This is a genomic window from Stagnimonas aquatica, from assembly GCF_003730135.1.
Lineage (GTDB): Bacteria > Pseudomonadota > Gammaproteobacteria > Nevskiales > Nevskiaceae > Stagnimonas > Stagnimonas aquatica.
In genome coordinates, this window is sequence record NZ_RJVO01000007.1 from 13,314 (window position 1) to 37,734 (window position 24,421).

At 68.3% G+C, this 24,421-nt stretch carries 26 protein-coding genes and 1 tRNA gene; 9 read left to right on the forward strand and 18 right to left on the reverse strand.

Features of this window, described 5'->3' with window-relative positions; genetic code table 11:
* Positions 1-45 precede the first annotated feature (45 nt).
* From fliD to flgG, 7 genes are all read right to left on the reverse strand, one after another.
* Positions 46-1,410: a flagellar filament capping protein FliD gene (gene fliD / locus ED208_RS13670; RefSeq protein ID WP_123212484.1), complete on the reverse strand. Its 1,365-nt coding sequence runs from the start codon at positions 1,408-1,410 to the stop codon at positions 46-48.
* Positions 1,411-1,420: 10 nt separating this feature from the next.
* Positions 1,421-1,807 (reverse strand): flagellar protein FlaG, encoded by a 387-nt coding sequence (locus ED208_RS13675; protein WP_123212485.1) that lies wholly within the window; start codon positions 1,805-1,807, stop codon positions 1,421-1,423.
* A gap of 63 nt (positions 1,808-1,870) precedes the next feature.
* On the reverse strand, positions 1,871-3,010 hold the full coding sequence (locus tag ED208_RS13680; protein WP_123212486.1) for a flagellin: 1,140 nt from the start codon (positions 3,008-3,010) through the stop codon (positions 1,871-1,873).
* 204 nt (positions 3,011-3,214) lie between these two features.
* A complete protein-coding gene (gene flgJ, locus ED208_RS13685) occupies positions 3,215-4,138 on the reverse strand; it encodes a flagellar assembly peptidoglycan hydrolase FlgJ (RefSeq protein WP_123212487.1) in 924 nt (307 codons plus the stop codon).
* 5 nt (positions 4,139-4,143) lie between these two features.
* Positions 4,144-5,304: a flagellar basal body P-ring protein FlgI gene (locus ED208_RS13690; RefSeq protein ID WP_123212488.1), complete on the reverse strand. Its 1,161-nt coding sequence runs from the start codon at positions 5,302-5,304 to the stop codon at positions 4,144-4,146.
* 135 nt (positions 5,305-5,439) lie between these two features.
* Positions 5,440-6,129, reverse strand: a complete 690-nt coding sequence (gene flgH / locus ED208_RS13695; protein ID WP_123212489.1) for a flagellar basal body L-ring protein FlgH — start codon at positions 6,127-6,129, stop codon at positions 5,440-5,442.
* A gap of 19 nt (positions 6,130-6,148) precedes the next feature.
* The gene (gene flgG, locus ED208_RS13700) at positions 6,149-6,934 is read right to left on the reverse strand and encodes a flagellar basal-body rod protein FlgG (protein ID WP_123212490.1); all 786 of its coding nucleotides are present in this window, start codon (positions 6,932-6,934) and stop codon (positions 6,149-6,151) included.
* Between the two features lie 160 nt (positions 6,935-7,094).
* On the opposite strand from flgG, the gene flgA reads away from it, so the two are divergent.
* The 5 genes from flgA to ED208_RS13720 are packed head-to-tail and all read left to right on the forward strand — an operon-like array spanning position 7,095 to position 9,444.
* Positions 7,095-7,742, forward strand: a complete 648-nt coding sequence (gene flgA / locus ED208_RS13705; RefSeq protein WP_158608559.1) for a flagellar basal body P-ring formation chaperone FlgA — start codon at positions 7,095-7,097, stop codon at positions 7,740-7,742.
* Positions 7,739-7,918, forward strand: coding sequence for a hypothetical protein (locus ED208_RS17155; RefSeq protein WP_148044765.1), 180 nt, complete (start codon positions 7,739-7,741; stop codon positions 7,916-7,918). Before flgA ends, ED208_RS17155 begins: the two co-directional genes overlap by 4 nt.
* Positions 7,915-8,220, forward strand: a complete 306-nt coding sequence (gene flgM, locus ED208_RS13710; protein ID WP_123212491.1) for a flagellar biosynthesis anti-sigma factor FlgM — start codon at positions 7,915-7,917, stop codon at positions 8,218-8,220. Before ED208_RS17155 ends, flgM begins: the two co-directional genes overlap by 4 nt.
* Before the next feature lie 13 nt (positions 8,221-8,233).
* Entirely contained in the window at positions 8,234-8,695 is a 462-nt protein-coding gene (gene flgN, locus ED208_RS13715) for a flagellar export chaperone FlgN (RefSeq protein ID WP_158608560.1), read from the forward strand.
* The gene (locus ED208_RS13720; RefSeq protein WP_123212493.1) at positions 8,692-9,444 is read left to right on the forward strand and encodes a flagellar brake protein; all 753 of its coding nucleotides are present in this window, start codon (positions 8,692-8,694) and stop codon (positions 9,442-9,444) included. Before flgN ends, ED208_RS13720 begins: the two co-directional genes overlap by 4 nt.
* Positions 9,445-9,646: 202 nt before the next feature.
* Here the strand turns inward: ED208_RS13720 and ald are convergent, their stop codons facing one another.
* Complete coding sequence (gene ald, locus ED208_RS13725) at positions 9,647-10,765, reverse strand: alanine dehydrogenase (RefSeq protein WP_123212494.1); 1,119 nt, start codon at positions 10,763-10,765, stop codon at positions 9,647-9,649.
* A 94-nt stretch (positions 10,766-10,859) separates the two neighbouring features.
* Here ald and ED208_RS13730 point away from each other — a divergent pair, with 94 nt between their 5' ends.
* Positions 10,860-11,204, forward strand: coding sequence for a hypothetical protein (locus ED208_RS13730; RefSeq protein ID WP_123212495.1), 345 nt, complete (start codon positions 10,860-10,862; stop codon positions 11,202-11,204).
* Between the two features lie 111 nt (positions 11,205-11,315).
* On the opposite strand, the gene ED208_RS13735 is transcribed toward ED208_RS13730, so the two are convergent.
* From ED208_RS13735 to ED208_RS17380, 5 genes are all read right to left on the reverse strand, one after another.
* Positions 11,316-13,238 (reverse strand): Ig-like domain-containing protein, encoded by a 1,923-nt coding sequence (locus tag ED208_RS13735; protein WP_123212496.1) that lies wholly within the window; start codon positions 13,236-13,238, stop codon positions 11,316-11,318.
* 224 nt (positions 13,239-13,462) lie between these two features.
* Complete coding sequence (locus ED208_RS13740) at positions 13,463-14,269, reverse strand: crotonase/enoyl-CoA hydratase family protein (protein ID WP_123212497.1); 807 nt, start codon at positions 14,267-14,269, stop codon at positions 13,463-13,465.
* A gap of 79 nt (positions 14,270-14,348) precedes the next feature.
* The gene (locus tag ED208_RS13745; protein ID WP_123212498.1) at positions 14,349-15,155 is read right to left on the reverse strand and encodes a metallophosphoesterase; all 807 of its coding nucleotides are present in this window, start codon (positions 15,153-15,155) and stop codon (positions 14,349-14,351) included.
* Positions 15,156-15,342: 187 nt separating this feature from the next.
* Positions 15,343-15,906: a nitroreductase family protein gene (locus tag ED208_RS17375; RefSeq protein ID WP_158608561.1), complete on the reverse strand. Its 564-nt coding sequence runs from the start codon at positions 15,904-15,906 to the stop codon at positions 15,343-15,345.
* Positions 15,907-15,935: 29 nt separating this feature from the next.
* On the reverse strand, positions 15,936-16,205 hold the full coding sequence (locus ED208_RS17380) for a hypothetical protein (protein WP_158608562.1): 270 nt from the start codon (positions 16,203-16,205) through the stop codon (positions 15,936-15,938).
* Between the two features lie 206 nt (positions 16,206-16,411).
* On the opposite strand from ED208_RS17380, the gene ED208_RS13755 reads away from it, so the two are divergent.
* A complete protein-coding gene (locus ED208_RS13755; protein WP_158608563.1) occupies positions 16,412-18,211 on the forward strand; it encodes a CocE/NonD family hydrolase in 1,800 nt (599 codons plus the stop codon).
* A 13-nt stretch (positions 18,212-18,224) separates the two neighbouring features.
* Here ED208_RS13755 and ED208_RS13760 read toward each other — a convergent pair whose 3' ends face one another.
* Positions 18,225-19,514 (reverse strand): flavin monoamine oxidase family protein, encoded by a 1,290-nt coding sequence (locus ED208_RS13760; protein ID WP_123212501.1) that lies wholly within the window; start codon positions 19,512-19,514, stop codon positions 18,225-18,227.
* Between the two features lie 90 nt (positions 19,515-19,604).
* Here ED208_RS13760 and ED208_RS13765 point away from each other — a divergent pair, with 90 nt between their 5' ends.
* Positions 19,605-20,168, forward strand: a complete 564-nt coding sequence (locus ED208_RS13765) for a TetR/AcrR family transcriptional regulator (protein WP_123212502.1) — start codon at positions 19,605-19,607, stop codon at positions 20,166-20,168.
* A gap of 60 nt (positions 20,169-20,228) precedes the next feature.
* On the opposite strand, the gene ED208_RS13770 is transcribed toward ED208_RS13765, so the two are convergent.
* Positions 20,229-20,305 (reverse strand) — tRNA-Arg (locus tag ED208_RS13770).
* 104 nt (positions 20,306-20,409) lie between these two features.
* On the opposite strand from ED208_RS13770, the gene ED208_RS13775 reads away from it, so the two are divergent.
* Positions 20,410-21,699: a lipase family protein gene (locus ED208_RS13775; RefSeq protein ID WP_158608564.1), complete on the forward strand. Its 1,290-nt coding sequence runs from the start codon at positions 20,410-20,412 to the stop codon at positions 21,697-21,699.
* A 24-nt stretch (positions 21,700-21,723) separates the two neighbouring features.
* Here the strand turns inward: ED208_RS13775 and ED208_RS13780 are convergent, their stop codons facing one another.
* From ED208_RS13780 to ED208_RS13790, 3 genes are all read right to left on the reverse strand, one after another.
* The gene (locus ED208_RS13780) at positions 21,724-22,476 is read right to left on the reverse strand and encodes an amino acid ABC transporter ATP-binding protein (protein ID WP_123212504.1); all 753 of its coding nucleotides are present in this window, start codon (positions 22,474-22,476) and stop codon (positions 21,724-21,726) included.
* A gap of 144 nt (positions 22,477-22,620) precedes the next feature.
* Entirely contained in the window at positions 22,621-23,556 is a 936-nt protein-coding gene (locus tag ED208_RS13785; protein WP_123212505.1) for an amino acid ABC transporter permease, read from the reverse strand.
* Positions 23,553-24,359 (reverse strand): transporter substrate-binding domain-containing protein, encoded by an 807-nt coding sequence (locus ED208_RS13790; protein ID WP_123212506.1) that lies wholly within the window; start codon positions 24,357-24,359, stop codon positions 23,553-23,555. The genes ED208_RS13785 and ED208_RS13790 overlap by 4 nt, the downstream gene beginning before the upstream one ends.
* Positions 24,360-24,421 lie beyond the last annotated feature (62 nt).

Genomic DNA, 24,421 nt, shown 5'->3' on the forward strand with positions numbered 1-24,421 from the left:
AGAAAAAGCCGGCTCCAGGCCGGCTGTTTTCAAGCGGGGCGGAAATCAGCTACTGCTGCTCGGCAGGTTGGCCAGCTGCTGGGTCAGATAGCTGCTGGTGGTCTTGAGTTGCGCGATCAGGGTGTCGAGCGCGCCGAACTGGGTCTGGTAACGGCTCTGCACCCGGCTCATGCGGTCATCGAGCGCGCTCTGCTGCTTGCTGATTTCCTTCAGGCGCGCGTTGGCGGCGTCCTGGCGCGCCTGGATGCGGCCATCGCTTGCCAGGAACGGCGCCGCCAGGTCGAACACCTTGCTGCCCAGCCCATCCTTGCCGAGCAGCTTGCTGACTGCGGTGGGATCGCTGTCCAGCGCGGCACTGAGCTTGGTGGCGTCGGTCTTCAGCGAGCCATCGGTGCTGAAGCTGATGCCGATCTGCGAAAGCTGCTTGTAGCTGCCGGAGTCGACTCCGCTGCTGAGCACCGCCCGCAGCTGCTGCGACAGGCTGCGCAAGGTCGAGTCACCGAGCAGCGGCCCGGAATCCTGGGTGCTGGCGTTGTAGCGGCCGAGCGTCGCCACCGTGGCGTTGAGGGCGTTGTAGCGGTTGACGAAGTTGTCGATGGCGGCCTTCGCCGCCGTGCCGTCGCGGCCGATGGAGACATTGATCTGCTTGCCCTCCTCGGCCTTGGTGGCGGTGATGGTGAGACCGGCGACCGCATCCTCGAAGATGTTGTCGCTGCTCTCGAAGTCGTAGCCGTCGAGGCGGATCTTGGCGTCCTGGGCCGGATCGACCTGGCTCAGGGTACTGCTGCCCAGCGGGTCGTAGACCAGGGCGTCGAGCGCAGTCTCGCCGTCGCCGTGCTGAACCGTGAGCGCCCCGTCGGCACCGGTGGTGGTGGAGGTCAGCGTCAGCCGCACGCCGCCGGCGGTATTGAGCAAGGAAGCGCGCACGCCCTTGTTGCCGCTGGCGTCATTGATGGCGTCGCGGATGCCGGCCAGCGTGGAGTGCTCGCTGTCGATCTGCACCTCGAAGCTCTTGTCGCCCACACCAATGGTCAAAGTGCCCTCGCCGACCGTGGTGCTGGAACTGGCGAAGGTGCCGCTGGCCAGCTTGTGCGCCTTGGCCAGTTGCACCACCTCCAGACGGTAGTCGCCGGCGGCGGCTCCGGTGGTGGTGACGACATTGGCGTAGCCGGTTTCCGAGGTGCTGGCCTTGAGCGTCGCGGTGCCGCCGTCGCGCAGCGCCTTGGCGGCGTCCTGCAGGCTCGCCAGGGCCGAACGAAAAGTGCCAAAGGCCGAGAGCTGGGTCTGCGCCTTGGTCTGCGCAGTGGACAGGCGCGCGGCCGGGGCTTGTCGCTCGGCCGCCACCAGCTGGCTGACCAGGGTGGCGACATCGAGACCGGAACCGACACCGGCGGAGGTGATGCTGGCCATGGAAGTTCCTCTAGGCTTGTTTGTTGAGCAGCTGCAGCGGTCCGCTTTCCAGATAGCGGGCGATACGCAGGGCGTCTTCGCTGGGCATCTGGCGCAGCACCTGACCGCTTTCGGAGTCGACGATGCTGACCACCACGCGGCCAACCTCTTCGTCGACCCGGAACTGCAGATCGGTGCGGGAGCCGGCCACGTAGCGGTTCAGCTCGCCGACCGCCTGTTGCAGCTGCGAGGCCGGCACCGGCGTGGCGGCCGTTTCCGCCGTGTCGCCGGGTGCCGCCGGCAGCAGCGAGGGCTCTCCGCCGGCTGGCGCTGGCGGCGTCGGCAGCCGCACCACGGGCGACGCCGGGACCAAGCCCGGCGCAACCGCGTTCAAATTGGAAATTGCTGGATTGGACATGGCGAACCTCCTCCTGTCCGGAGTGCGGCGCCGGATTCGACTCCGGCGCCGCACCGGCCTGCCTTAACCGCGCAGCAGGGACATCACACTCTGCGGCGCCGAGTTGGCCTGCGAGAGCATCGCGGTACCGGCCTGCTGCAGGATCTGGCCACGGGTCAGGGCGGCGGTTTCCTTGGCGAAGTCGGCATCCTGGATGCGGCTGCGGGAGGCCGACAGGTTCTCGCTCTGCGTCGCCAGGCTGGCCACCACCGAGGTGAAGCGGTTCTGGTAGGCACCGAGGCTGGCGCGGGCGGTGTTGACCGCCGACAGCGCGGCATCCATCGACTGCATGGCGGTATCGGCGCCGGCGACGCTGGACAGATCCAGCGAGGCAAAGCCGGTGCTGCTGGTAGCGGTCGTGGTGCCGGCGGCGAGGCCGGTGGTGGCTGCGGTGGCGGTGGCGCCGGCGAAGGCGGTGACGATGTTGCCGCTGGCGGACACCAGGGTGACCGTGGTCGCCGTCTCGTTGATGGCGTAGACGCCGGTGGTATCGGACACCGAGTTCACCGCGTCGCGAATACCGCCGGCGCGCTCGCTGGCGGAAGTGGCCGCCGCCACCGCGCCGACGCTGGTGCCATTGATGGTGAGGTCGCCGGCGGTGATCGCGGTGAAGGTGGTGGCGGCGACACCGGTCACTTCGGCGCGGCTGTAGGTGCCGAGGTTGCTGGCGTTGGCGTTGACGATGGAGGCGATGTCCACCGTCTCGCCAGCGTTGGCGCCGACCTGGAAGGACTGGTTGGTGAAGGAGCCATCGAGCAGCTTCACGCCGTTGAAGTTGGTCTGGCCGGCGACGCGGTTGATTTCCGACATCAGCTGCTGGGCTTCGGTGTTCAGCGCGTCGCGATCGGTCTGGCTGTTGGTGGCGTTGCGGCTCTGCACCGCCAGTTCGCGGATACGCTGCAGGTTGTTGCTCACTTCCACCAGCGCGCCTTCGGCGGTCTGCGCCAGCGAGATGCCGTCGTTGGCATTGCGCGAGGCCTGGTCGAGACCACGGATCTGCGAGGTCATGCGCTCGCTGATCGCGAGGCCGGCGGCGTCGTCCTTGGCGCTGTTGATACGCAGGCCGGAAGACAGGCGCTGCAGGGAGGTGTTCAGGCTGGACTGCGAGGCGTTGAGGTTGCGCTGCGCGTTCAGCGAGGCGACGTTGGTGTTGATAACTTGCATGGGACGGCTCCTGGTTGATCGTGCCGGCAGCGGTTGCGCCGGAGGGTGTTGCTGCGAGGTGTAAGGGCTTCAGGCTTCGGTGGCCGGCTTCCCGTTCCACCGCTTCACTGCCCTTAGCGCCCGCCACCGGCGTTTCTTGAGGGCGGTGGGGACAGGACCGATGAATGGCATAGCGAAGCCGGCGAGCGGTGCGCGGGCGGGCCATCAGGCGGCGCGCAGGCTGCGCACGCGCTCGATCACGCCCAGCAGCTTGCTGGCATAGCGCGGATCGGTCGCATAGCCGGCCTTCTGCAGACCCTGGGCGAACTGCGCGGCGTCGCCGCCGTGCGCCAGCGCCTGCGCATAGCGCGGATTGCCGCGCAGGAAGCGCACGTAGTCGGCGATGCTGTCCGCCGGGCTGTCGTAGCGGCGGAAATCGGCGCGCTCGGTCTGCTCGACACCGGCGCGGACTTCGCGCGTCTCGCTGCTGGCCTTGGCGCCGCGCCAACTGGCGTCGGCCTTGATGCCGAACAGGTTATGGCTGTCACCGGCGGGCTGGTGCCGGCCCCAGCCGGTTTCCAGCGCGGCGTGGCCGACCACCACTTCGGTGGGCAGGCCGAGTTCGCGCGCGGCGGCTTCGGCCTGCGGCCAGACCTGGCGCACGAACTGGTCGGGGTCGGCGGCTGGCGTCTCCTCCCCACGCGGGCGGGGGGCGTCGCTGGCGTTGCAGACGGAGGCGGCGTCAGCAGCGGCCAGCGAACGCCCCCACCCCGACCCTCCCCCGCTTGCGGGGGAGGGAGCAATGCCCGGCAGGGCCGAACTCGGCGGCGGCGACGCGGCCTTACCCTGCTGCCCGCTCAGTTGCCGTACCAGCTGGTCGGCGATGCCGAGACCACGGCCGGCGCTGAGCTGCTGCGCCATCTGCTGGTCGAACAAATCTTTGTAGGTATCGGCGCCCGGCCCGCTGCCGAGATCGTCGCCCAGACCCGCCGCGCGCGCCGATTTCAGCACCTGCTGCATCAGCAGCGCCTCGAACTGGCGCGCCACCGCGCGCAGGGTCTCGGGATCGCGGCCATTACCCGCCGCCTTCGCCTTGAGGGCGTTGAGGCCGGCGAAGTCGGTGACCGTGTTTTCCGGGCGCAGGCTCATCGCGGCTAGATGATGAGCAGCTCGGCGCGCAGCGCGCCGGCTTCCTTCAGGGCTTCGAGGATCGCCACCAGATCGCCCGGTGCGGCGCCGACCTGATTGACCGCACGCACGATCTCGTCGAGCGAGACGCCGGCGTCGAACTTGAACATACGGCCGCTGCCCTGGCTGACGTCGATGCTGGACTGCGGCGCCGCCACCGTCTGGCCGTTGGAGAAGGCGCCGGGCTGGCTGACGGCGGTGCGCTCGGTGATGGTCACCGACAGCGAGCCGTGGGTGACCGCCGCCGGCATCACCCGCACCTCGGAGCCGATCACCACCGTGCCGGTGCGCGAGTTGACGATGACCTTGGCGGCGGCGATGCCCGGCTGCACGTCGAGATTTTCCAGGGCGGCGACGAAGCTGGTGCGCTGGCCGGGATCGGCCGGCGCACGCACCGCCACCGTCACCGAGTCCAGCGCCTGGGCACTGTCGGCGCCGAGCAGGCCGTTGACCGCCGCCGCGAGGCGGGTGGCGGTGGTGAAATCGGCCTCGTGCAGATTGAGCCGTATCTCCGGCGCCGCGCTCCAGGCGGTGGGCGCGGCGCGCTCGACATTGGCGCCGTTGGGGATGCGCCCGGCGCTGGGAATGTTGATGGAGATGCGCGAGCCGTCCTTGCCGTTGACGCCCAGGCCACCGACCACCAGATTGCCCTGGGCCAGCGCGTAGACCTCGCCGTCCGGCCCCTTCAGCGGCGTCATCAGCAGCGCGCCGCCACGCAGCGAACCGGCATTGGCGATGGAAGACACGGTGACGTCGATGCTCTGCCCCGGCTTGGCGAAGGCCGGCAGCTCGGCATGCACCGCCACCGCCGCGACGTTCTTGAGCTGCGGATTGACGCCCGGTGGCACGGTGACGCCGAGCTGTTGCAGCAGCGCCTTGAGACTCTGTACGGTGAACGGCGCCTGCGAGGTCTGGTCGCCGGTGCCGTCCAGGCCCACCACCAGGCCGTAGCCGATCAGGGCGTTGCCGCGCACGCCGGCGACGCTGGCGAGATCCTTGATGCGCTCGGCGCGCGCCGACTGCACGCCCAGCAGCATCAGAACCAGCACCAGCAGCGCGATCTGCAACGGACGCGGCAGGCGCAGGCGCGGTCGGCGGTGGGGCAGATATTCGGGGATGACGGCCATACAGACTCTCCTTGAAAGCGGATCACGACTCCCTCCCCCGCCCGTGGGGGAGGCTTAGGGTGGGGGCGGTCAATCGCGTGGCGCTGACAACGCCCCCATCCCGACCTCCCCCCGCTCGCGGAGGAAGGAGAAAAGCTAGAACGGCATCCAGGGCGAGTTGAAGAAGCGTTGCAGCCAGCCCTGGGCATTGGCGTCGGCGAGCGCGCCCTTGCCCTGGTAGCTGATGCGCGCCTCGGCGATGCGGTCGGAAGTGACGGTGTTGGCCGGGGTGATGTCGGCGCCGCGCACCAGGCCGTCGATCTGCATCAGCTCCTCGCCCTGGTTCAGACGCAGGCGCTTGTCGCCGCGTACCCGCAGCACGCCGTTGGGCAGACGCTCGACGACGGTGACTGTCAGGCTGCCGGAGAGCTTGTTGCTCTGGGCGCTGGCGCCGGCACCGCCGAAGCTGTTCTTGCCCGACACCGAGCTGTCGAAATTGAGCGGCTGACCAAAGGCGCGGATGTCGCCCAGCTCGACGCTGCTGGCCTTGCTGGTGGAGGTGGTGGCGCTCTTGCTGGCCTGGGTGCTTTCGACCAGCAGCACGGTGACCAGATCGCCGACCGCCCGTGCCTTGGTGTCCTCGAACAGCGCCAGCCCCCGGTTGGGCGTGTACAGCGAGCCCTCGCTGCCGGCGACGGCGGGCGCGGGCGCCACCACGATCTGCGGCGGTGGCATCTTCCCTTCGGGAATCGGCCCGGCGGCGCAGCCGGCGAGCAGCACTAGCGCCAGCATCAGCAGCAGGCTGCCACCGGCATTGATACCCAGGAACCATTTCGCACTGTTCATGACCTGCTCCGACCCGAACCTAGAGATGGTTGGTGACGAACTGCAGCATCTGGTCGGTGGTGGAGATCGCCTTGGAATTCATCTCGTAGGCGCGCTGGGTCTCGATCATGCTCACCAGCTCCTCCACCACATTGACGTTGCTGGCCTCCAGCGAGCCCTGGCTCAGCGCGCCGAAGCCGCTGCTGCCGGCGGTGCCGGTCTGCGGCGCGCCGCTGGCGGCGGTCTCCACATAGAGGTTTTCGCCGCGCGCCAAGAGGCCGGCGGGGTTGAGGAAGTCGGCGATCTGGATCTGCCCGACCTGGGTCGGCGCGGCCTGGCCGGCGAGCGTCGCGCTGACCGTGCCGTCGGCGCCGACGCTGACGCTCTGCGCGCCCTGCGGGATGGTGATCGACGGCTGCAAGCGGTAGCCGCCGCTGGTCACCAGCTCGCCGTCGGGGCTGAGCCGGAACGAGCCGTCGCGGGTGTAGGCGACGCTGCCGTCGGGCTGCTGGATCTGGAAGAAGCCACGGCCGTTGATGGCGAGATCCAGACTGTTGCCGGTCTGCTGGAGATTGCCCTGGGTGAAGTTCTTCTCGGTGGCGACCACCCGCACGCCGGTGCCGAGGGTGAGGCCGGTGGGCGCGACGCTGTCCTGCGTCACTGCCGAACCGGGCGCGGTGCGGGTCTGGTAGAGCAGGTCCTCGAACGCCGCCCGGCCTTTCTTGAAGCCGGTGGTGTTGACGTTGGCCAGATTGTTGGAGACCACGGCCATGCGCGTCTGCTGCGCATCGAGGCCGGTCTTGGCGATCCAGAGGGCGGGATTCATCGGGGCTCCTATCAACGGACGAAACGGGCGCGGGGCGCCGGGCAGGCGGCCTGCTCCAAGTTCCGGACCAGCCCCGGTGCCGGCACCGACGCAAACCCGGCGCCGGGCGCTGGCACGCGGACTGCACGGTGGGCCTGCCGACCTCCCGCCACGGACCGCCATGCGTCTGCTGCTCACCCTCTGCTGCTCCCTGCTTGTCGCTCCGCCGCTATGGGCGGCCGACGCGCTGGCGGCGGCACGCGCGGTGCTCAGCGAACGCTGGCCGGACGCCCAGATCGGCGCCCCCAGCGAAGCCCCGCCGGCCTGCGCCGGGACGGTCAGCGCCGAGGCGCCGGGCGCCCTGCGCGACGGCCGCGCCCAGCTACGGCTGCGCTGCGAGGCCAGCCCCGGCTGGACCCGCTTTCTCAGCCTGCCGGTGCAGCGCCCGGGCGAAGTGCTGGTGCTGCGCCGCGCACTGGCGCGTGGCGAGCCGCTGAGCGCTGAACTGCTGAGCATCGAGCCGCGCGATCTCGCCCGCCTGCCCGGCGGCCTGCTCAGTCGTCCCGAGCAGGCCCAGGGCCAGCTGGCGCGTCGGGCCCTGGCGGCCGGCAGCCTGCTCAGCCAGGACATGCTGATGGCGCCGCTGGCGATCCGTCGGGGTGACAGCGTCACCCTGATCGGCATCGCCGCCGGCCTGGAAGTGCGCGCGGTCGGCGAGGCACTGGCCGATGCCGCCGAAGGCAGCCGCCTGAAGGTGCGCAACCGCGAATCCCGGCGGGTGGTGGAAGGCCTGGCGCGCAGCGGCGGCCGGGTGGAGATCGCACCGTGAGTACCACCTGCCATCCGCAGGCGAAACCGGCCCTGATCTGCGCCGGCGTCAAAATCCGCACACCCCGCCTGCCGGCGTCGCGACATTTTTTTGTCGCCGGCCCTCAAGTTTCGATTTTTGCCGCCGATAGCCGGCTCAACGGCCCAGTCCGGGTCCTGATGGGAGTCAAGCCATGAGCCAGCGCATCGACGGCACCGCCACCAGCACCGTGGCCGATCTGTACCGGACGACCGCGCGGACTGCGGCCGGCTCGTCGTCCTCCACTCCGGTAGCGGCGGTTGCCGCCGCCGACACCGTCCGCCTGACCGGTGACGCCGTGAACCTGCATCAGCTCGACAAGACGCTGGCCAGCATTCCGGTGGTCGACCATGGGCGCGTGGCCGCAATCAAGCAGGCGCTGTCGGAGGGTCGCTATAGCGTGGACCCCGCCGCCATCGCCGACCGGCTCAGCCACTTCGAGTGGCAGCTGGACAGCTAGCAAGCACGGACGAATGAGCGACCACAGCGATGCCACCCCCAGTACCAATGTGCCCTCGCTGCTCGACGCGCAGATCGACTGCGCGCGACAACTGCAGGACATCCTCGATGCCGAAACCCAGGCGCTGCTGGCCGCCGATCTGAATGCGCTGGCCGAGCTGGTGCAGCGCAAGCAACAAGCGGCCGAAACCCTGGAGCAGCTGAGCCGCTCGCTCGCCGAGGCCACCGGCGGCGCGCCGGCCGAGCGCATCCCCAATCTCGGCGAGCAGGCCAGCAGCCGCTGGCAGACCCTGCGCGAAACCGCCGAGCTGCTGCGCAAGGTGAATCTCCACAACGGCGCCCTGCTCAGCGAGCGCCAGACCCGGCTGCGCTGGATCGCCGAACAGGCCGGCCTGGAACCGACCCCGACACTCTATGGCCCGGGCACCCAGGCGGCGCGGCCTGCCGGGCTTGGCCGGCATCTGGCGCAGGCATGAGCCTCGCCGCCAACACCGCCGGCGCCAACGCCATCGGAACACTCAACCCGGCGCCAACGGCGCGCTGGCTGGAAGGGCCGTCCGAGCTGGCGCCCCTGTTGCTGCGGGCCGGCGAGCTGCGACCGCTTCTGGCTGTCGGTGCCGCCGGCGGCGGCGCGCGCAACTCGCTGCTGCTGCAGGTCGATCTGATCGAGCAGATGCTGCTGATCGACCCGCCGCAACCGCCGCTGCTGGAACCGCTGCCATCGCGGCTGGCGCTGTCGACCCGGATCGACGGTGGCGCCCTCGATTTCGCCGCCGATCTGGTCGGGCACTGCCAGTTCGAGTCCGAGCCGGCGCTGCGTCTGCACTGGCCGTCCCGCGCGCGCTATCTGCAGCGCCGCAGCGCCTACCGTCTGGACGTGCCGCGCGACATCCCCGCGCCGGCAGTGCGCTTCGAGACCGAATCGCTGCGTTTCACCGGCACCCTGGTGGACCTCTCCCGCCAGGGCGCAGGTGCTCTGGTTCCGAGTTCGGCCCCGGTGCGGGAAGGCAGTCTCTTGCAGTGCAGCCTTCGGATCGCCGAGCTGGAAATCCACGCCGAGGTCGAGGTGCGTTCGCGGCTGAATCGCCTGGACCGCGCCCGCATGGGCCTGCGCTTCGCGCGCCTCTCGGCCGTGTCGGCGGAGCGGCTGTCGGCGGCGGTAGCCCGCCTGGAACGCCTGCAACTGCGCCGCGCCGCCGAGCGCCGCACCCGGCTCGGGTTCTAGGGCCTGTTGCCTGACGCGCTTTTGACCGGCAACGCAGCGACGTTCTAGTTGGTGACAGGCCCTAGCGCCTGTCACCCGGACCGCCCTCCCCGCCTGCCTGGGAGAGCGTTCTGCCAGCTCAGACCTACACCCTGCTGCACCGCAGCCTAGCCGCCCCAGCGAGAGGGCCCGCGTGGCCGGCTGACTGTGTCCCGACCGGGCCTCAGGCCTTGAGCGCTTCCAGGGCCGGCTGGTAGTCGTAGCCCAGCACTTCGGCCACCGCCTTGTAGGTCACCCGCCCCTCGTGGACGTTCAAGCCCTCGCGCAGGTTGGCGTCGTCGATCAGCGCCTTTCGATAGCCCTTGTTGGCGAGCGCAATCGCATACGGCAGGGTGGCGTTGGTGAGCGCGAAGGTGGAGGTGCGCGCGACACCGCCGGGCATGTTGGCGACGCAGTAGTGGACGATGTCCTCTTCCACATAGGTCGGGTTCTGGTGGGTGGTGGCGCGCGAGGTCTCGAAGCAGCCGCCCTGGTCGATGGCGACATCGACGATCACCGTGCCCGGCTTCATGTGCCGCAGCATGGCGCGGGTCACCAGCTTGGGCGCCGCCGCGCCCGGCACCAGCACCGCGCCGATCACCAGATCGGCATCGGCGAGGCAGGTTTCCAGCGCATCGGCGGTGGAGTAGAGCGTCTTCAGGCGGCCCTCGAACACCGTGTCCAGCCAGCCCAGGCGCGGCAGCGAGCGGTCGAGAATGGTCACCTTCGCACCCATGCCCACCGCCACCCGCGCGGCGTTGTAGCCGACCACGCCGCCGCCGATCACCACCACATTAGCGGGCTCGACTCCGGGCACGCCGCCCATCAGCACGCCGTTGCCGCCCTGGGCTTTCTCCATGGCGTGGGCGCCGGCCTGGATCGACATGCGCCCGGCTACCTCGCTCATCGGCGCCAGCAACGGCAGCCCGCCACGGCCGTCGGTGACCGTCTCGTAGGCGATGGCGATGCAGCCGGAGTCGACCAGACCCTGGGTCTGCTTCGGGTCCGGCGCCAGATGCAGATAGGTGAACAGCACCTGGCCCTTGCGCAGCATCTGGCATTCCACCGGCTGCGGCTCCTTGACCTTGATGACCATCTCGGCGCGGGCAAATAGCTCGACGGCGGTTTCGACGATCTCCGCACCCGCCGCGACATAGGCCGCATCGGCCAGGCCGATGCCCAGGCCCGCGCCCTTCTGGATGAGGATCTCGTGGCCGTGGCTCCGCAGTTCGCGGACGCCGGCCGGCGTCAGGCCGACGCGATACTCGTGGTTCTTGATCTCTTTGGGGGTTCCGATGCGCATGGTGTGACTCGATGGAGGAGGCCAGGAGGCCGATGCCTGGCAGTTTATTCCCTGGCTGGCTAACCTGCCCGACCCGTCATCTTTATCGTTAGCAATGTCCAAGCCCAGACTCACCGCGCTGCCCGCCGTCCTGTTCCTGGTTGGTCTGGGACTGAGCCTGCACTACGGCCATGCCTGGTGGCGCATGCCGGTTTACAGCGAGGAGGACATTGCCGCTTCGGTGGAGTTGAATCTGGCCATGGATCTGCAACGGCAAGGCGGCAGTACGCGGCAGGACTCCGCATCGCTGGAGACTACGCGCCACCAAGTTGATCAGGAAGTGCGCGCCGCCATCGCCAGGGATCGTGAAGACATCCTGCGTGGCCTCGCCGCCGGAACAACAGCGCTGTTGCTATCGCTGTGCCATATGCTGTGGCTGCGACGTCTGGCAGGGCGCTGAGCAACTGCGGCGAACACCCTGACCAGACCTTAGGCCCCGTGCATTTTCAATGCACAGCTATCGACTTGCGTCACCCGTGCGGCTACCCCAATCGGGAATATCCATCAACGCTCACTTGGGATCGAAAGTAGCGCAGTCGGCCGTCGCCCCATACGGGCTATTCGGGTCGAGGAACGGAGCGTCCACGTCCGCGATCCGCAGCAGAATGTCGCGGGTTTCCGTGGTGTCGGTACCGGCGACAGTGGCAACGCCCGTGATCCTCACTTTGACAAAGGAGCCGTAGTCCTTCGGATAGGTCAGGAAGAACTGACCGGCACCGTCCTCGTCAATACTGATTGTCGTGGGCACCGAAGAAACCTGGCCTGGGTCGATCTGACCATTGCCGTTCGTGTCTTCCGAACCTTCCAGAATGCTGTTGAGATCAACATCCTCATTGGGGCAGCCGTCAACCTTTACGCCATTGATCTCAGAAACGGTGGCGCCGCGTATTCCCTTGAAGAAGGAAATCGACCTGACGCTCAGCGTGAACTTTGCATCAGGCACCGGATTTCCGGCCGAATCAGCGATCAAAACAGTGAAGGGCAACTGGTAGGTGGAGGTGTCTTTGATCACGACGTCGGCGCCCGTACCGATCGTGATGCCAACCGCGCGTCCGCCCACCGTGATCTGCGCCGTGTTCTGAACAGAGGTCCCGCGAATCTTGCCGGAGACAACCACGGAGTGAGTGCCGCTCGACTGCGAGCTGGACGTATACGTGACCTTTGCCAAACCCTGGCTATCCGTCACCGCCGTCGCGGACGAAATCACTCCGCTACTAGAATCTGAAAGTGAAAACTCCACGATCGCGTTCTTGACAAGGTTCTTGTCCTTGTCACGAACCACGGCGGAGATCTCGCTACTCTGATTGGTCGCGATCACCGCAGGACTAGCCTGCACTTCGATCAAAGTGGGGTCCACGGCGACAAACTCCAACTGGATCGTCGCGGTCGGCTTGCTCAGCATCTCGCTGCTAGCGACGATGGTTGAAACGCCTGCCTGGGTCGAGCTGATCGACACCGTGGCGAGTCCCCCCGTCGTGGTCTTCGAGGTACCGATGCTGCCCCGCGTCGCGGCGAAGTTCACCACGGTCCCGTCGGGGACCGGATTCCCGCCCTGGAACCAACGCGTCGTAATTTCTTCGCTGGTTCCGATATCGACTTCGGCATCGGACTCGTCGAAGTTCACGGACGAGCCCGGCGCCGCAGCGGCGAGCTTGAAGCTATCCGTCGAAACATTGATCTTCTTCGAAACGCTTTGCCCCAACGCCGTGACAGTCAACGTCGTCAAAGCTTTCTTTGCCTTGAGCTTGATCTGTACCTGTCCGGACAAATCCGTCTCCGGAGAGACCAGAGTGACCGTGTTCTCATCGTCAGTGCTGGCGGTAACCGCCGCGCCGACAATCGCTCCTCCCTGAGAGTCGGCGAGCAAGGCCGTGTAGAGAGTCTCGACATCAAATTGGGTGTTGCCGACACCGGAAATTCCCACGGTTGTGCCAACAACTTGAATCGGCACAACCGCCGAAACCAGACTACTGCCCGTGCCGGTGCTCGCTGTGACACTGATCGTGCGATTCTGCGGGTCGCCGCCGGTGGTCAGGGTCGCCTTGACCCGGCCATTGGCGTCGGAAATAGCCGGATTAACAACATTGATTTCGGCCGAGTCTGGAGTAGAAAACCGAACGGTCGCACCCGGAACAACGTTGTTGCTGGAATCCTTGAGGATCGCCGTCAACGTGACTCCGTCGGCAATCGCCGATGCGCTGGATGACAGTTGCGGGGCGCTGGCCAGCAGCGTCAGCTTGGCAACCGTGACCGTGGTCCCACCGGAACTGGTACCGCCAGAACTAGTACCGCCAGAGCTGGTACCACCGGAACTGGTCCCACCAGAACTACTGCCGCCAGCGCCGTCGGAAAACCCACCCCCGCCACCGCAAGCCGAAATAAGCAGTGCGCACAGACCTGCAATCGCCGCGTTCCCCAATCCGAGCTTGCCCATGGCACTCCCTTACTCGCCGCCGCTGCGGCGTGGCTGATATCGTTTTGATGCTAACCGGGAAAATCAATTGAAACAAGCAAATCCGCTTCAAACTCCAAGCAATTTCGCAAGTTTCCCAGACGCCAGATTCGAAGCTTTGAGCGGGCGGCGGCGAGACCGCACCGAGAGCTTGGTTGGCTTGGCCGATCAGGCCCACCGCCCGCGTTGCCTGGCAAGGCGCCGACTCAACGCCCGGTAAGACCAGGCGCGCGTTTGCTCAGGAACGCATCGACGGCCTCGCGATGGTCCTGCGCTTCGTGCGCCAGCGCCTGGTAGGCAGAAGATAGTTCCAGTACGTCGGCGAGCCGCTGGTGCTGGGCTTCGCGCAGCAGACGCTTGGCCAGCCGCGCCGCCTGTGCCGGCTTGGCGGCGATCTTGTCCGCCAGCGCGGCGGCGGCCGGCAGCAGCTCGCCATCCGCCACCAGCCGCGAGACCAGCCCGCAGGCCAGCGCGTCCGGGGCGTCGAGGGCCTCGCCGGTGAGGATCATCTCCGAGGCCTTGGACCAGCCCACCGCGCGCGGCAAGATCCAGGCACCGCCGTCGCCGGGAATCAGGCCCAGGTTGATGAAGGTGGAGGCAAAGCGCGCTGATTCGGCGGCGATGCGGATGTCGGCCAAGGCCGCCAGATCGCAGCCCAGGCCGATGGCCGGGCCGTTCACCGCCGCGATCACCGGCAGCTCGCAGTCCCAGAGCGCACGGATCATCCGCTGCACGCCGCGACGGTAGTTGTCGCGGGTGGCGGCCGGGCTGTCCATCGGGCCGATGCCGCGACGCTCGCGCAGCGCCTTGATGTCGCCACCCGCGCAGAACGCCGTGCCGGCGCCGGTGAGGATCAGGCAGCGCGCCTCGGCGCGTTCGGCCGCAGCTTCCAGCGCCGCAGCGAACTGCTGGCAATCCTCCAGGCTGGCGATGGCGTTGCGGGTTTCGGGGCGCTCGAAGCGCAGCGTCGCCACCCCGGCGCGCCAGGTGGTGCTGACAAAGGGGCTTGGCATGGACGGCTTCGGCGACGGTGGCGATGGGCGCCCAGTCTAAGAAAAGTTCCGGCTGACCGAGAGCATGCGGCCCCAGACTTCAGGCCAGCACCCGCATGCGCCGTGGCGGCGCCACCTCGACGGCATTGGCATTGGTCTGCCAGTAGCGGCGACTGAGCGGCTCGGTGAGGGTCAGGCGCCCGCCGGCGAGATAGACGCCGGTGTCGAGAAACAGGCGTTTGCCGGCGATCCGTGGCTTGGCCGCCAGCATCGGTGTGTGACCGCTGACCAGCAGTTGCACGCCTTCCACCTGCAAGCGCGCCGACAGGCCGGAAGGCCGCCGGCCGCTGCTCAGCGCCTGGCCCAGCTGCATGGCGGCGCTGCGCCCCCAGAGCAGATGGCTGGCGAGGGTGTCACCGTCGTTGTCGAAAGCCGCGCCGACGCCGAAGCGGGCGCGTTCCAGCGCCGCCCAGGTCTTGCCCAGCGGCAGATCGGCATGAATCAGGCCGATGGGCTCGCCCTCCGGCTGCGCGACCTCGATCGCCAGCGGCATCCGCATGGCAATACGTACCAACTGCTTGCGCTGCTCGGCCGGCAGGCGGAAGAACCAGGTGGAATCGCGCACCGACCAACGCTTGCGGGTGGTCTCGTCGCGAGCGCTGCCGGCGACGATCAGCATCGCCTCGTGATTGCCCATCACCGCATGAAACCAGGGCGCGTCGTCGAGGATCCGCAAAAGACGCTCGCTGTCCGGGCCGCGATCCACCAGATCGCCGGTGCAGAACAGACGGTCGCAGCGGTCGTCGAAGTGCACCGCATCCAGCAGCTTCCACAGCGCTTCGCCGTGACCGTGGATGTCGCCGACGTAGTAGTCGCGCCCCTCGGTGTTGGCCGGCAGCTTCAGCATGGCTGGGCCATCTGGCCCTGGTAAGCGCTCATCCGTCCCCGTTGCGGCTGCCTGGTTTTCGCGACGCGCGGCCTGGCACTTTGCCGATGACCACGCGCCTTCGGGAGGAATTGTAGACGCGCCCCCGGCCCGGGGAGAGGTCGCCCAGTCGCCTGCGGCAGATCTGGCGGCAGATCTAGCGGCGGATCTAGCGGCGGATCCAGCGCAACTGCGGCTTCAGGCGCCCGGGCGACAGCGGCTCACCGGCCGGCGCACCGATGACGATGGGCGCCACCGGGCGCTCGTCGGCGTCCAGCCCGAGGGCCTCGCGGCCTTCGCGCGAGGCCAGCCAGGGCTGGGCGCTACCGACCCAGCAGCTGCCCAGACCGACATTCTCGGCGGCCAGCATCAGGCTGTGGGCCGCCATCGCGCAGTCCATCTCGGCCATCCCTCCAGTCTGGGTGGCGCAGACCACCACCAGCGCGGGGGCCCGGTAGAACAGATTGAACTCCGCGCCCAAGGCGTCCGGCGTGGTCTCGTGTTCCCACTTGGCACCGTGCCCGGAGCGGCGCAGCGCCTCGGTGGCGCTGTGGCCAAGGCGAGCCACCGCCGCCGGCTCCGAAACCACCACGAACGACCAGGGCTGGGTATTCATGTGGCTGGGTGCCAGACAGGCAGCCTCGACCAGTTCGGCAAGGACTGCGGGATCGACCGGATCGGGCAGGTATTCGCGCACCGCGCGACGTTGCTTCAGGGCTTCCATCAGTTTCATGGGCGGGCTCCGCAGCGGTGGCGTCGGGCTTACTTGCGGAGCGCGTTCTTCAGCTCGGCATAGCCGGCCTTGAGCGCGTCCAGCAGCTGTTTGGCGGCGGCGTCGACCTTGGGCTCGGCACCGGCGGCGGCGCGCTGGGCGGCGCCCAGGCGATGCTTCAGGCTGTCCCAGTTGGTTTCCAGTTCGGACCAGCGGTCCTTGGCATCGGCCTTGAACAGGTGCGCCTGCAGGGCCAGTTCGTCGCGGATCAGTTCCAGCGCCTGGACGTCGTTGTGGAGAGCTTGCTTGAGTTGGGACATGGCGAAAACCTCGGTGAGCGGTGGGCGTGGCAGCAGTCTGCTGGCCCAGCCCCGGCCACGCCTTGACCTGGGTCAATCGTCTCGAACGACCAGCCCGGACCGATGGCAAGTACCTGATTTTCATGACGGTTTACTCAGGTCTTGGCCGGTTTCGCGGCCGTGCGGACGGCGCTAAGCTCCGCCTCCCGCTGCCGGACGCCACTGCCATGCCCTTCTCCCGATTCCTGCTCTGCGCGCTCGGCGCCCTGCTGCTGTCCGCCTGCGGTTCCAGCCAACCGGCCTCCGGGGGCCGCAGCAACACCGCCGGCTACGACGCCCTGCGGGCGCCGGCGGTGGATAAGGCCATCGTCTACGACGGCACCATCCCCGCCGCCGACGGCGAGACCATCGGCATCACCGTCTACCAGCCGGCGCTGGCCGCCGATGCCGCCGCGCCGCTGGTGATCCACGGCCACGGCTTCGGCCTGTCGCGCAACAAGGACTTCGACACGGCCAACCCGGTGGCCGCCTTCCTGGGCGCGGATGTCACCAGCGATGCCGGCCGCCTGGCCTGGAACAGCGGCTATTACGTGATCAGCTTCGACCAGCGCGGCTTCGGCGATTCCAGCGGACCGATCACGGTGATGGACCCGGCCGTCGACGGTCGCAACATCAGCACCATCCTCGACTGGGCGGAAGCCAACCTGCCTCACCTCGCCCGCCGGCGCGGCGACCCGGTGGTGGGCGCGGTGGGCCTGAGCTATGGCGGCGGCTTCCAACTGATCGGCAGCGCCGTCGATGCGCGCTTCGATGCCCTGGTGCCCACCGCCACCTGGAACGATCTCCGCTACAGCCTGGCGCCGGCCGGCGTGCCCAAGACCATCTGGCTCGACATCCTGGTGGCCGCCGGCGGCGCCACCGCCGGCTTCCAATTCGAGCCCTTCGTCTACACCGCCTTCCTGCAGGCGACGCTGGGCACGGTCAGCCAGGCCAGCCTGGACGAGTTCGAGAAGCGCAGCTTCGCCTCCTACTGCGCCGGCACGCGCGCCGACGGTGCCGGGGTGCCGGCGGTGAATGCTTTCTTCGTGCAGGGCGCCAACGATGTCCTGTTCAACATGAACGAGGCGGCCGCCAATCTCGACTGCCTGCGCAGCCGTGGCCACGACGCCCGTCTGCTGGTGCAGACCAACGGCCACATCATCCCGGCCCTGCAGTCGGCCGGCCGGCAGATCCTGTTCGGCGTCGACGAGAACCTCCGCTGCGGTGGCCAGAGCTACAGCACCGCAGCGATGATGCTGGACTTCCTCGACCAGAAGCTGAAGCGCCAGGCACCCGGCGCCCAGTCGCCGCCGGCCCTGTGCGTTTCGCTGACGCCGGATCAGGGCCTGCTGCTGACGAGCCTGCCGCGCGGCGGTCAGACCCTTGCCGTTGCCGAGACCCAGGTGATCCCCGGCGCCGTCGGCCAGATCGTGAATCTGCTGCGTGGCCTGCCGCTGCAAACCTTGCTGAGCAGCCTCGCCGGCCTGGGCCCGGAGGCGATCAATTTGATCCTCGACATCCTCCAGAACCCGCCTGGCAGCAACGCCGGCTACGGCCCCGACTTCCTCGCCCTGTTGCCGCGCATCGTCAACCTGCTGCCCTACGAGCTGCTACAGCAACTCACCGCCGCGCCGGTGTACGTGCCGCTGTACAGCGTCAGCGGCGATCAGGCGCTGGCCGGCATCCCGCAGGCCAGCCTCAGCTTCGCCGGCGGCCTCAACAGCCCGCCGCTGTTCGTTGGACTGGGCCTGCGCCGTGGCGCGGCTGGCGACGCGGTGGCGGTGAGCGATCAGGTGACGCCAGTGCGGGCCAGCGGCGCGGTAGCGCTGGATTTGGCCGGCGTGCGCGCGGCGCTGTCGGCCGGCGACGAGATCGGCCTGCTGCTCTACGGCTTTCACCCCTACTACCTCAACAACTCCATTCTCTCGCTGGCACCGGTGCCGGTGACGGTCAGCGGCACGGTGAGTCTGCCGCTGGTGAGCCGCTGACGGCGCCGGGCGATCAGGGCGCACGGAGCACTTCCGCCGCCGCGCGCTCGCCGGCCCGCACCGCGCCTTCGAAGTAGCCGGCATAGCGGGCGGCGCTTTCGGTGCCCGCCCAATGCAGCCTGCCGACCGGCTCGGCACCGGCCGCCGCCAGCGCCGCGTAGGCACCCGGCCGGGGCCAGGCCAGATAGCCGCCGAGCACGTAGGGGTCCAGATGCCAGGACTTCTCGTGAACGCTGAGCGGGCTGCGTGCGCGCTCGCCGAAATGGCGTGCGAGGGTCGCCAGCAACAGATCACGTCGCTGCTGGGGGTCGAGCGCATCGAGTTCGCGCGCCGCCTGCCCTGGCACCAGGGTGCAGAGGTGGCCGGGACCGTTGGGAGGCGAGACATCGACCACGGCAGACAGCGGGCCGTCGAGCAGCAGCAGTTCGCCGCTGAGCCCGGCCTCGCGCCAGAACGGCCGGTCGTAGACCACGATCAGCTTGTAGATCGTGCCCATGAAGCTGTCGCGCTGCACCCGGGCACGCGGCTCCGGCAAGGCCGGATGGTGGTGGATCGCCTCGGCGACCGGTGGGGCGCAGGCGATCACCACCCGCCTCGCGCGCAGCAGCTGATCGGCGGTGCGTACCGTCACCCCGGTCTCGTCGCGAACCAGTTCCACAACCCTTTGCTTGAGCATCAGGTCCGCCCCCAACTCCGCCGCCAGCGCCGTGGCCAGGCCACCGGCGCCGCCGGATAGCAGCGACTCCTGCCCTCCGCCCTTGAAGCGGAGCATCTTGAACAGCCCGCCCGAGGTGTTGAGGGTCGCGGCCAGCGCGCGCAGGGAAATCCGCTGCGGATCGGTCGAGCTCAGCGCCGAGGCGGCGATCTCCACCAGGCGTCGCCCGCGCGGCGACCGGATGCCGGACAGCCAGTCGGCGAGGGTCTGTTCGTCACTGAGTTCCGGAGCGCGACCCGCCATCCGGTGGAGACGCAGCAGCGCCAGCACCGCCGCCAAGCCACCGGGTGACAGCAGCGAAACCGGACGGCCCGCTTCGCGGACCAGCATCCGGCCACGGGTGTGCGTGGGGAACAGGTGCATGCCGAACTCCCGTGCCAGCGCGGTGACGCGGTCGTGACCGTGTCCGATCCACTGGCCACCCAGATCGACCGGGGTGCCGGCCGCCGAGAAAACGGTGAGCGCGCGGCCGCCCACCCGGTCCGCCGCTTCGAGTACACACAGGCGGCGACCGGCCTGCCGCAGCACCCGGGCCGCGACCAGGCCGGAGAGGCCGGCGCCCACCACAATCACATCAACAGTCTGCATTCCGGACCTCCCGACGGATTCGTAATAAAACAACCGTCTCACAAAAAGGTCAGGTTATGCAACTCACGTTTTATAACGATAGACTGCGCCATGCCCCGGCAAGTCAACCCTGAAGACCGCCTCGCCCTGATCCACGACGCCGTGATCGCGATCGCGGTGCAGTCCGGCTTCGCGGCCGTCACGATCCGGGCCGTCGCCCAGCACATCGGTGCCTCGACCTCGGCCGTGACCCACTACCTGAGCGGCCGCGATGAACTGCTCCGCGAAGCGATCCGGCGCGAAATCGGCCTGCTGCAGGCAAACGCCGAACGCGCGACCGCCGGCCTGGACGATGCCGCCGCCCTGCGCGCCTTCATCGAATGGGCGGTGCTGACCCGCGACGAACAGAGCCACCGACTATGGCTGGCACTGGTGCTCGGCGCCGGCAGCGACCCGGTGCTGCGCGAGGAACTTGACCGCTTCAACGCCTGGTGGAGCCAGCAGATCCAGCGGCGCGTCGATGGCATCCGCCCGGCCCGGCCGGAACTGCTGGTCGATCTGCTGAACGTCGTGGTCGATGGCCTGATCGTCAGCGCCTTCGACGCCGGCCAGCCCTGGGCCCAGGACCGTCGCGCGCGGCTGCTGGAGGCGGTCTGGCGGGCGGTCGGCCAGTAGCGAGGTCTGCGCTCACCGACGAAGGCCGGCCCGGAGGTCGCTGGCGGCGGCCGAAACGGATGGTGCGCCCGGCAGGAGTCGAACCTGCGACCCCGCTCTTAGGAGGAGCGTGCTCTATCCAGCTGAGCTACGGGCGCGTGGGGGACGCCATGGTAAAGCCTAGGGACGCGGCACGTCTCGTCTGGCGAGCGCGGACCGGGATGGCGAGAATGCGGGCCTCACCACTCTGGATCAGCCCGCCGTGAACAGCGCACCCACGCGATCTGCCTGCGGCCTGTTGCTGCTGACGCTCGGCCTGACCGGCTGCGGCGCCTCGTCCGAAGCACCGGCCGTCAGCGACGGCGCCGAAGCGGCCCAGCACTCGCGCTACCTGCCGACGCCGGACCCCGATCCCTTCTACGCGCCGCCCACGCCACTGCTGGCGCTGCCGCCCGGCAGCCTCCTGCGCTCGCGCGAGGTCCGCTTCGCGCCGCTGGGCCTGCCGCTGCCCTACCCGGCCTGGCAGCTTCAGTACCTGTCCACCGATGTCCATGGCCGGCCGCAGGCGCAGACCGCCGTGGTGGTGCAGCCGCTGACGCCGGCCCTGAGCGGCCAACGCCCGCTGCTCTCCTACCACTTCTTCACCGACAGCCTGGGCCTGCAATGCCAGCCGACGCGGCAGGTCACCGGCAGCCTGGCCAACCGCGATACCCAGGTGGAAACGCTGGAATACCTGCCGCAACTGCTGGCCCTCGGCTGGACGCTGATCTTCCCCGACTACCAGGGGCCGGACGCCGCCTTCGGCGTCGGCCGCGTCTACGCGCCGATCATTCTCGACGGCATCCGCGCTGCCGAATCCTTCGAGCCGCTGGGCCTGGCGGGCCGCGACACGCCGGTGGGCATGATGGGCTACTCCGGCGGCGCCATCGCCACCGGCTGGGCGGCGGCGCTACAGCCGCGCTACGCGCCGGAGCTGAATCTGGTGGGCGTCGCCGCCGGCGGCCTGCCGGCCAATCTGGAGGCCTCCTTCCCGGCCTTCGAGGCCGCCGCCAGCAATTTCAAGCTCGCCTTCAGCATGCTGATCGGCATCCAGCGCGCCTACCCGCAATTTCTGCCGCCGGGGCTGCTCAACGCCGCAGGCGAGCGTAGCGCCGAGGCGGTGAAGGACGGCTGCGGCGGCGCCACCACCGATGGCTCGGCGGTGCCAACGGGTCTCTATAGCGACTATCTGAGCGTCGAGGACTTCTACGCGACGCCGGGCGCGCGGCAGGTGTTCCCGCTACTGGACCTCAAGCAGGCCGGAGTGGCGCCGAGTGCGGATGTCTACCTCTACCATCAAGAGGACGACGAGCTGGTCCCCGTCGAGGAAACCGCCGCCCTGGCGGACCACTGGTGCGCGGCCGGCACCCCGGTGCACTTCCAGCGTGCCAGCCCCGGCAATCACACCGCCGGCGGCGCGCTGGCGGTGCCGGGGCAGTGGCTGTATCTGCTCAGCCGCTTCGCCGGCGCGACCGAGCCGGTGCTACCGCCCGGCACCGAGAGCTGCAACTAGACCAATGACCGGAAGCGGCGACACTCAGCGCGCCGCCACCTGGCCGAGGAAGGCGCGCAGGCGCTCGTTGCTGGCGCTGGTGAAGAAGGCTTCGGGCGCGTCCTGATAGACCAGCTCGCCGCGATCCATGAACAGCACGCGGTCGGCGACCGCGCGGGCAAAGCCCATCTCGTGGGTGACCACCACCATGGTCATGCCCTCGGCGGCGAGATCCTTCATCACGTCCAGCACCTCGCCGACCTTTTCCGGGTCCAGCGCCGAGGTGGGTTCATCGAACAGCATCACCCGAGGCTGCATCGCCAGGGCGCGGGCGATGGCGACGCGCTGCTGCTGGCCGCCGGAAAGTTGCGCGGGCCGGTTGCCAGCCTTGTCGGCCAGGCCCACTTTCGCCAGCAGGGCCTCGGCGCGGCTGCGCGCCTGTGCCGCCGGCAGCTTTAGCACCTCCACCGGCGCCAGCATGATGTTTTCCAGCGCGGTCATGTGCGGAAACAGATTGAACTGCTGGAACACCATGCCGGCATGGGTGCGCAGCGCGTTGAGGTCGGTCTTGGCGGCGTGCACCGAGATGCCGTCCATCAGGATCTCGCCGCTGCTGATGCTCTCCAGCGCGTTGAGCGTGCGCAGCAGGGTGGACTTGCCCGAGCCGCTAGGCCCGATGATGCAAACCACCTCGCCGCGATTGATCGCCAGAGACACGCCCTTCAGTGCAAGGGTGCCGTTGGGGTAGCGCTTCTCGACCTCGCGGGCTTCGATCAGCACTTCTTGCTCGGTATTCATGGCAGCTTGGCCTACGACAGTCCACTCCCCCGCCTGCGGGGGAGGGTTAGGGTGGGGGCGGTGCCCCCGCCGCAGAGGGAACAGCAACGCCCCCTCCTCAATCCTCCCCCGCAAGCGAGGGAGGAGGCTAAAAGCAAAGCGCCGCTAGTCATGAGCCATCTTCTTTTCAAGCTTGCGCACGTACACCGACAGCGCGCCGGTGAGCAGCAGGTACATCAGTGCGACGGTGAACCAGACCTCGAAGGGGCTGAAGGTGGAACTCACCACCTCGCGACCGGCCTTGGTGAGATCGGTGAGCGCCATGATCGAGACCAGGGAGGAATCCTTGATGAGGTTAATGCCCTGCCCCGCCAGCGGCGGCAGCGAGCGCTTGAGCGCCTGCGGCAGCACCACCTTGCGCATGCCCTGCCAGTGACTCATGCCCAGCGAGCGCGCCGCCTCCATCTGGCCCTTGGGCACCGCCTCGATGCCGGCGCGGACGATCTCGGCGACATAGGCGCCGGTGAACACCGCCAGCGAGGTGACGCCGGCGACGAAGCCGGAAAGATTCAGCACCGTGCCGAGGAAGAAATAGACGATGAACATCTGCACGAGCAACGGCGTGCCGCGGATCAGCTCGACGTAGATCGCCGCCAGATCGCGCGCCGCCGGGTTGTGCGCCACCCGGCCGAGGCCGGCGATCAGGCCCAGCACCAGCGCGAACACCAGCGACAGCGCCGAAATCTTCAGCGTCACCCACAGGCCGACCAGCAGCGGCCCCGGAGTGATGCCGGCCTTCTTGCCGACGGTATTGCCGGCGAACACGATCTCGCCGTCGGAGACCTGCACCACGTCGATCTCGGGGATCACCTGCGCCTCACCGCCCAGCAGCGGCGTGATGCGGATCTGCTTGCCGCTCACGGCGACGGTGCCGTCAAACGGCGCGGGGACTTCCTCGCCGCCGGTCACCAGCAGGTATTCCGGCACCCGCTCCCAGCGCCACTGGTAATTGACCTTGAGCGTCGCCCAGTACATGCCGGCACCGATCAACAGCACCAGCGCCACCGTCAGCAGGCGCCACCAGGGACTGGCCGGCCTCATTGCACGTTCTTCAGCCAGGCGGTGCCCTGGAACCAGCGCTGGTAGAGCACGTCGTAGGTGCCGTCGTTCTTGATCGACAGCAGGAAGTTGTTCAGCCAGTTCTCGAAGTCGGGATCGCCCTTGCGGAACGCCCAGCCCAGCGCCTCCTTGGTGAAGGGTTCGGGCAGCAGGCTGACGCCTTCCGGATACTGGTTGGCGTAGATGGCGAGAAACGGAAAGTCGTAGATGAAGGCATCGGCGCGGCCGTTCTTCACCTCCAGCGCGGCATCGGCTTCGGTCTCGAAGCGCTTGATCCTGGCCCTGGTCATCATCCGTGTGGCGGTGATGTCGCCGGAGGTGCCCAGCTTGGTGGCGATGGTGTACTTGGGGTCGTCGAGCTGCCGGGCCTCGCTGATCTTGCCCTTGAGCTTGCTGCTGAGCAGCGCCGCCTGGCCGACCACGATGTAGGGCTGGCTGAAGTTCACCTGGGCGTTGCGCTCCGGGGTGATGGTCATGCCGCCCATGATGATGTCGAACTTGTCGGTGAGCAGGGCCGGGATGATGCCGTCCCACTGGGTGTTGACGAAGCTGACTTTCACCTTCAGCACGCTCGCCATCTTCTTGGCCAGATCAACGTCGAAGCCGATGATGTTGCCGTTCTTGTCGCGCATCTCGAAGGGCATGTAACCGGCTTCCAGCCCCACCCGCAGCTCGCCGCGCTTCATGATCTGGTTGAGCGTGGATTTTTCCCACAGCGCCTGGTCCGAGGCCAGGGCCGGGACGGCGAGCACGAGCGCAAGCAGCGCGGTGAACCAGCGTTTCATGAGCGGTCGGTATTCGGGAGCATTGGTTTTTAGTCTAGCCGCATGCAGGCAATAAACATTCC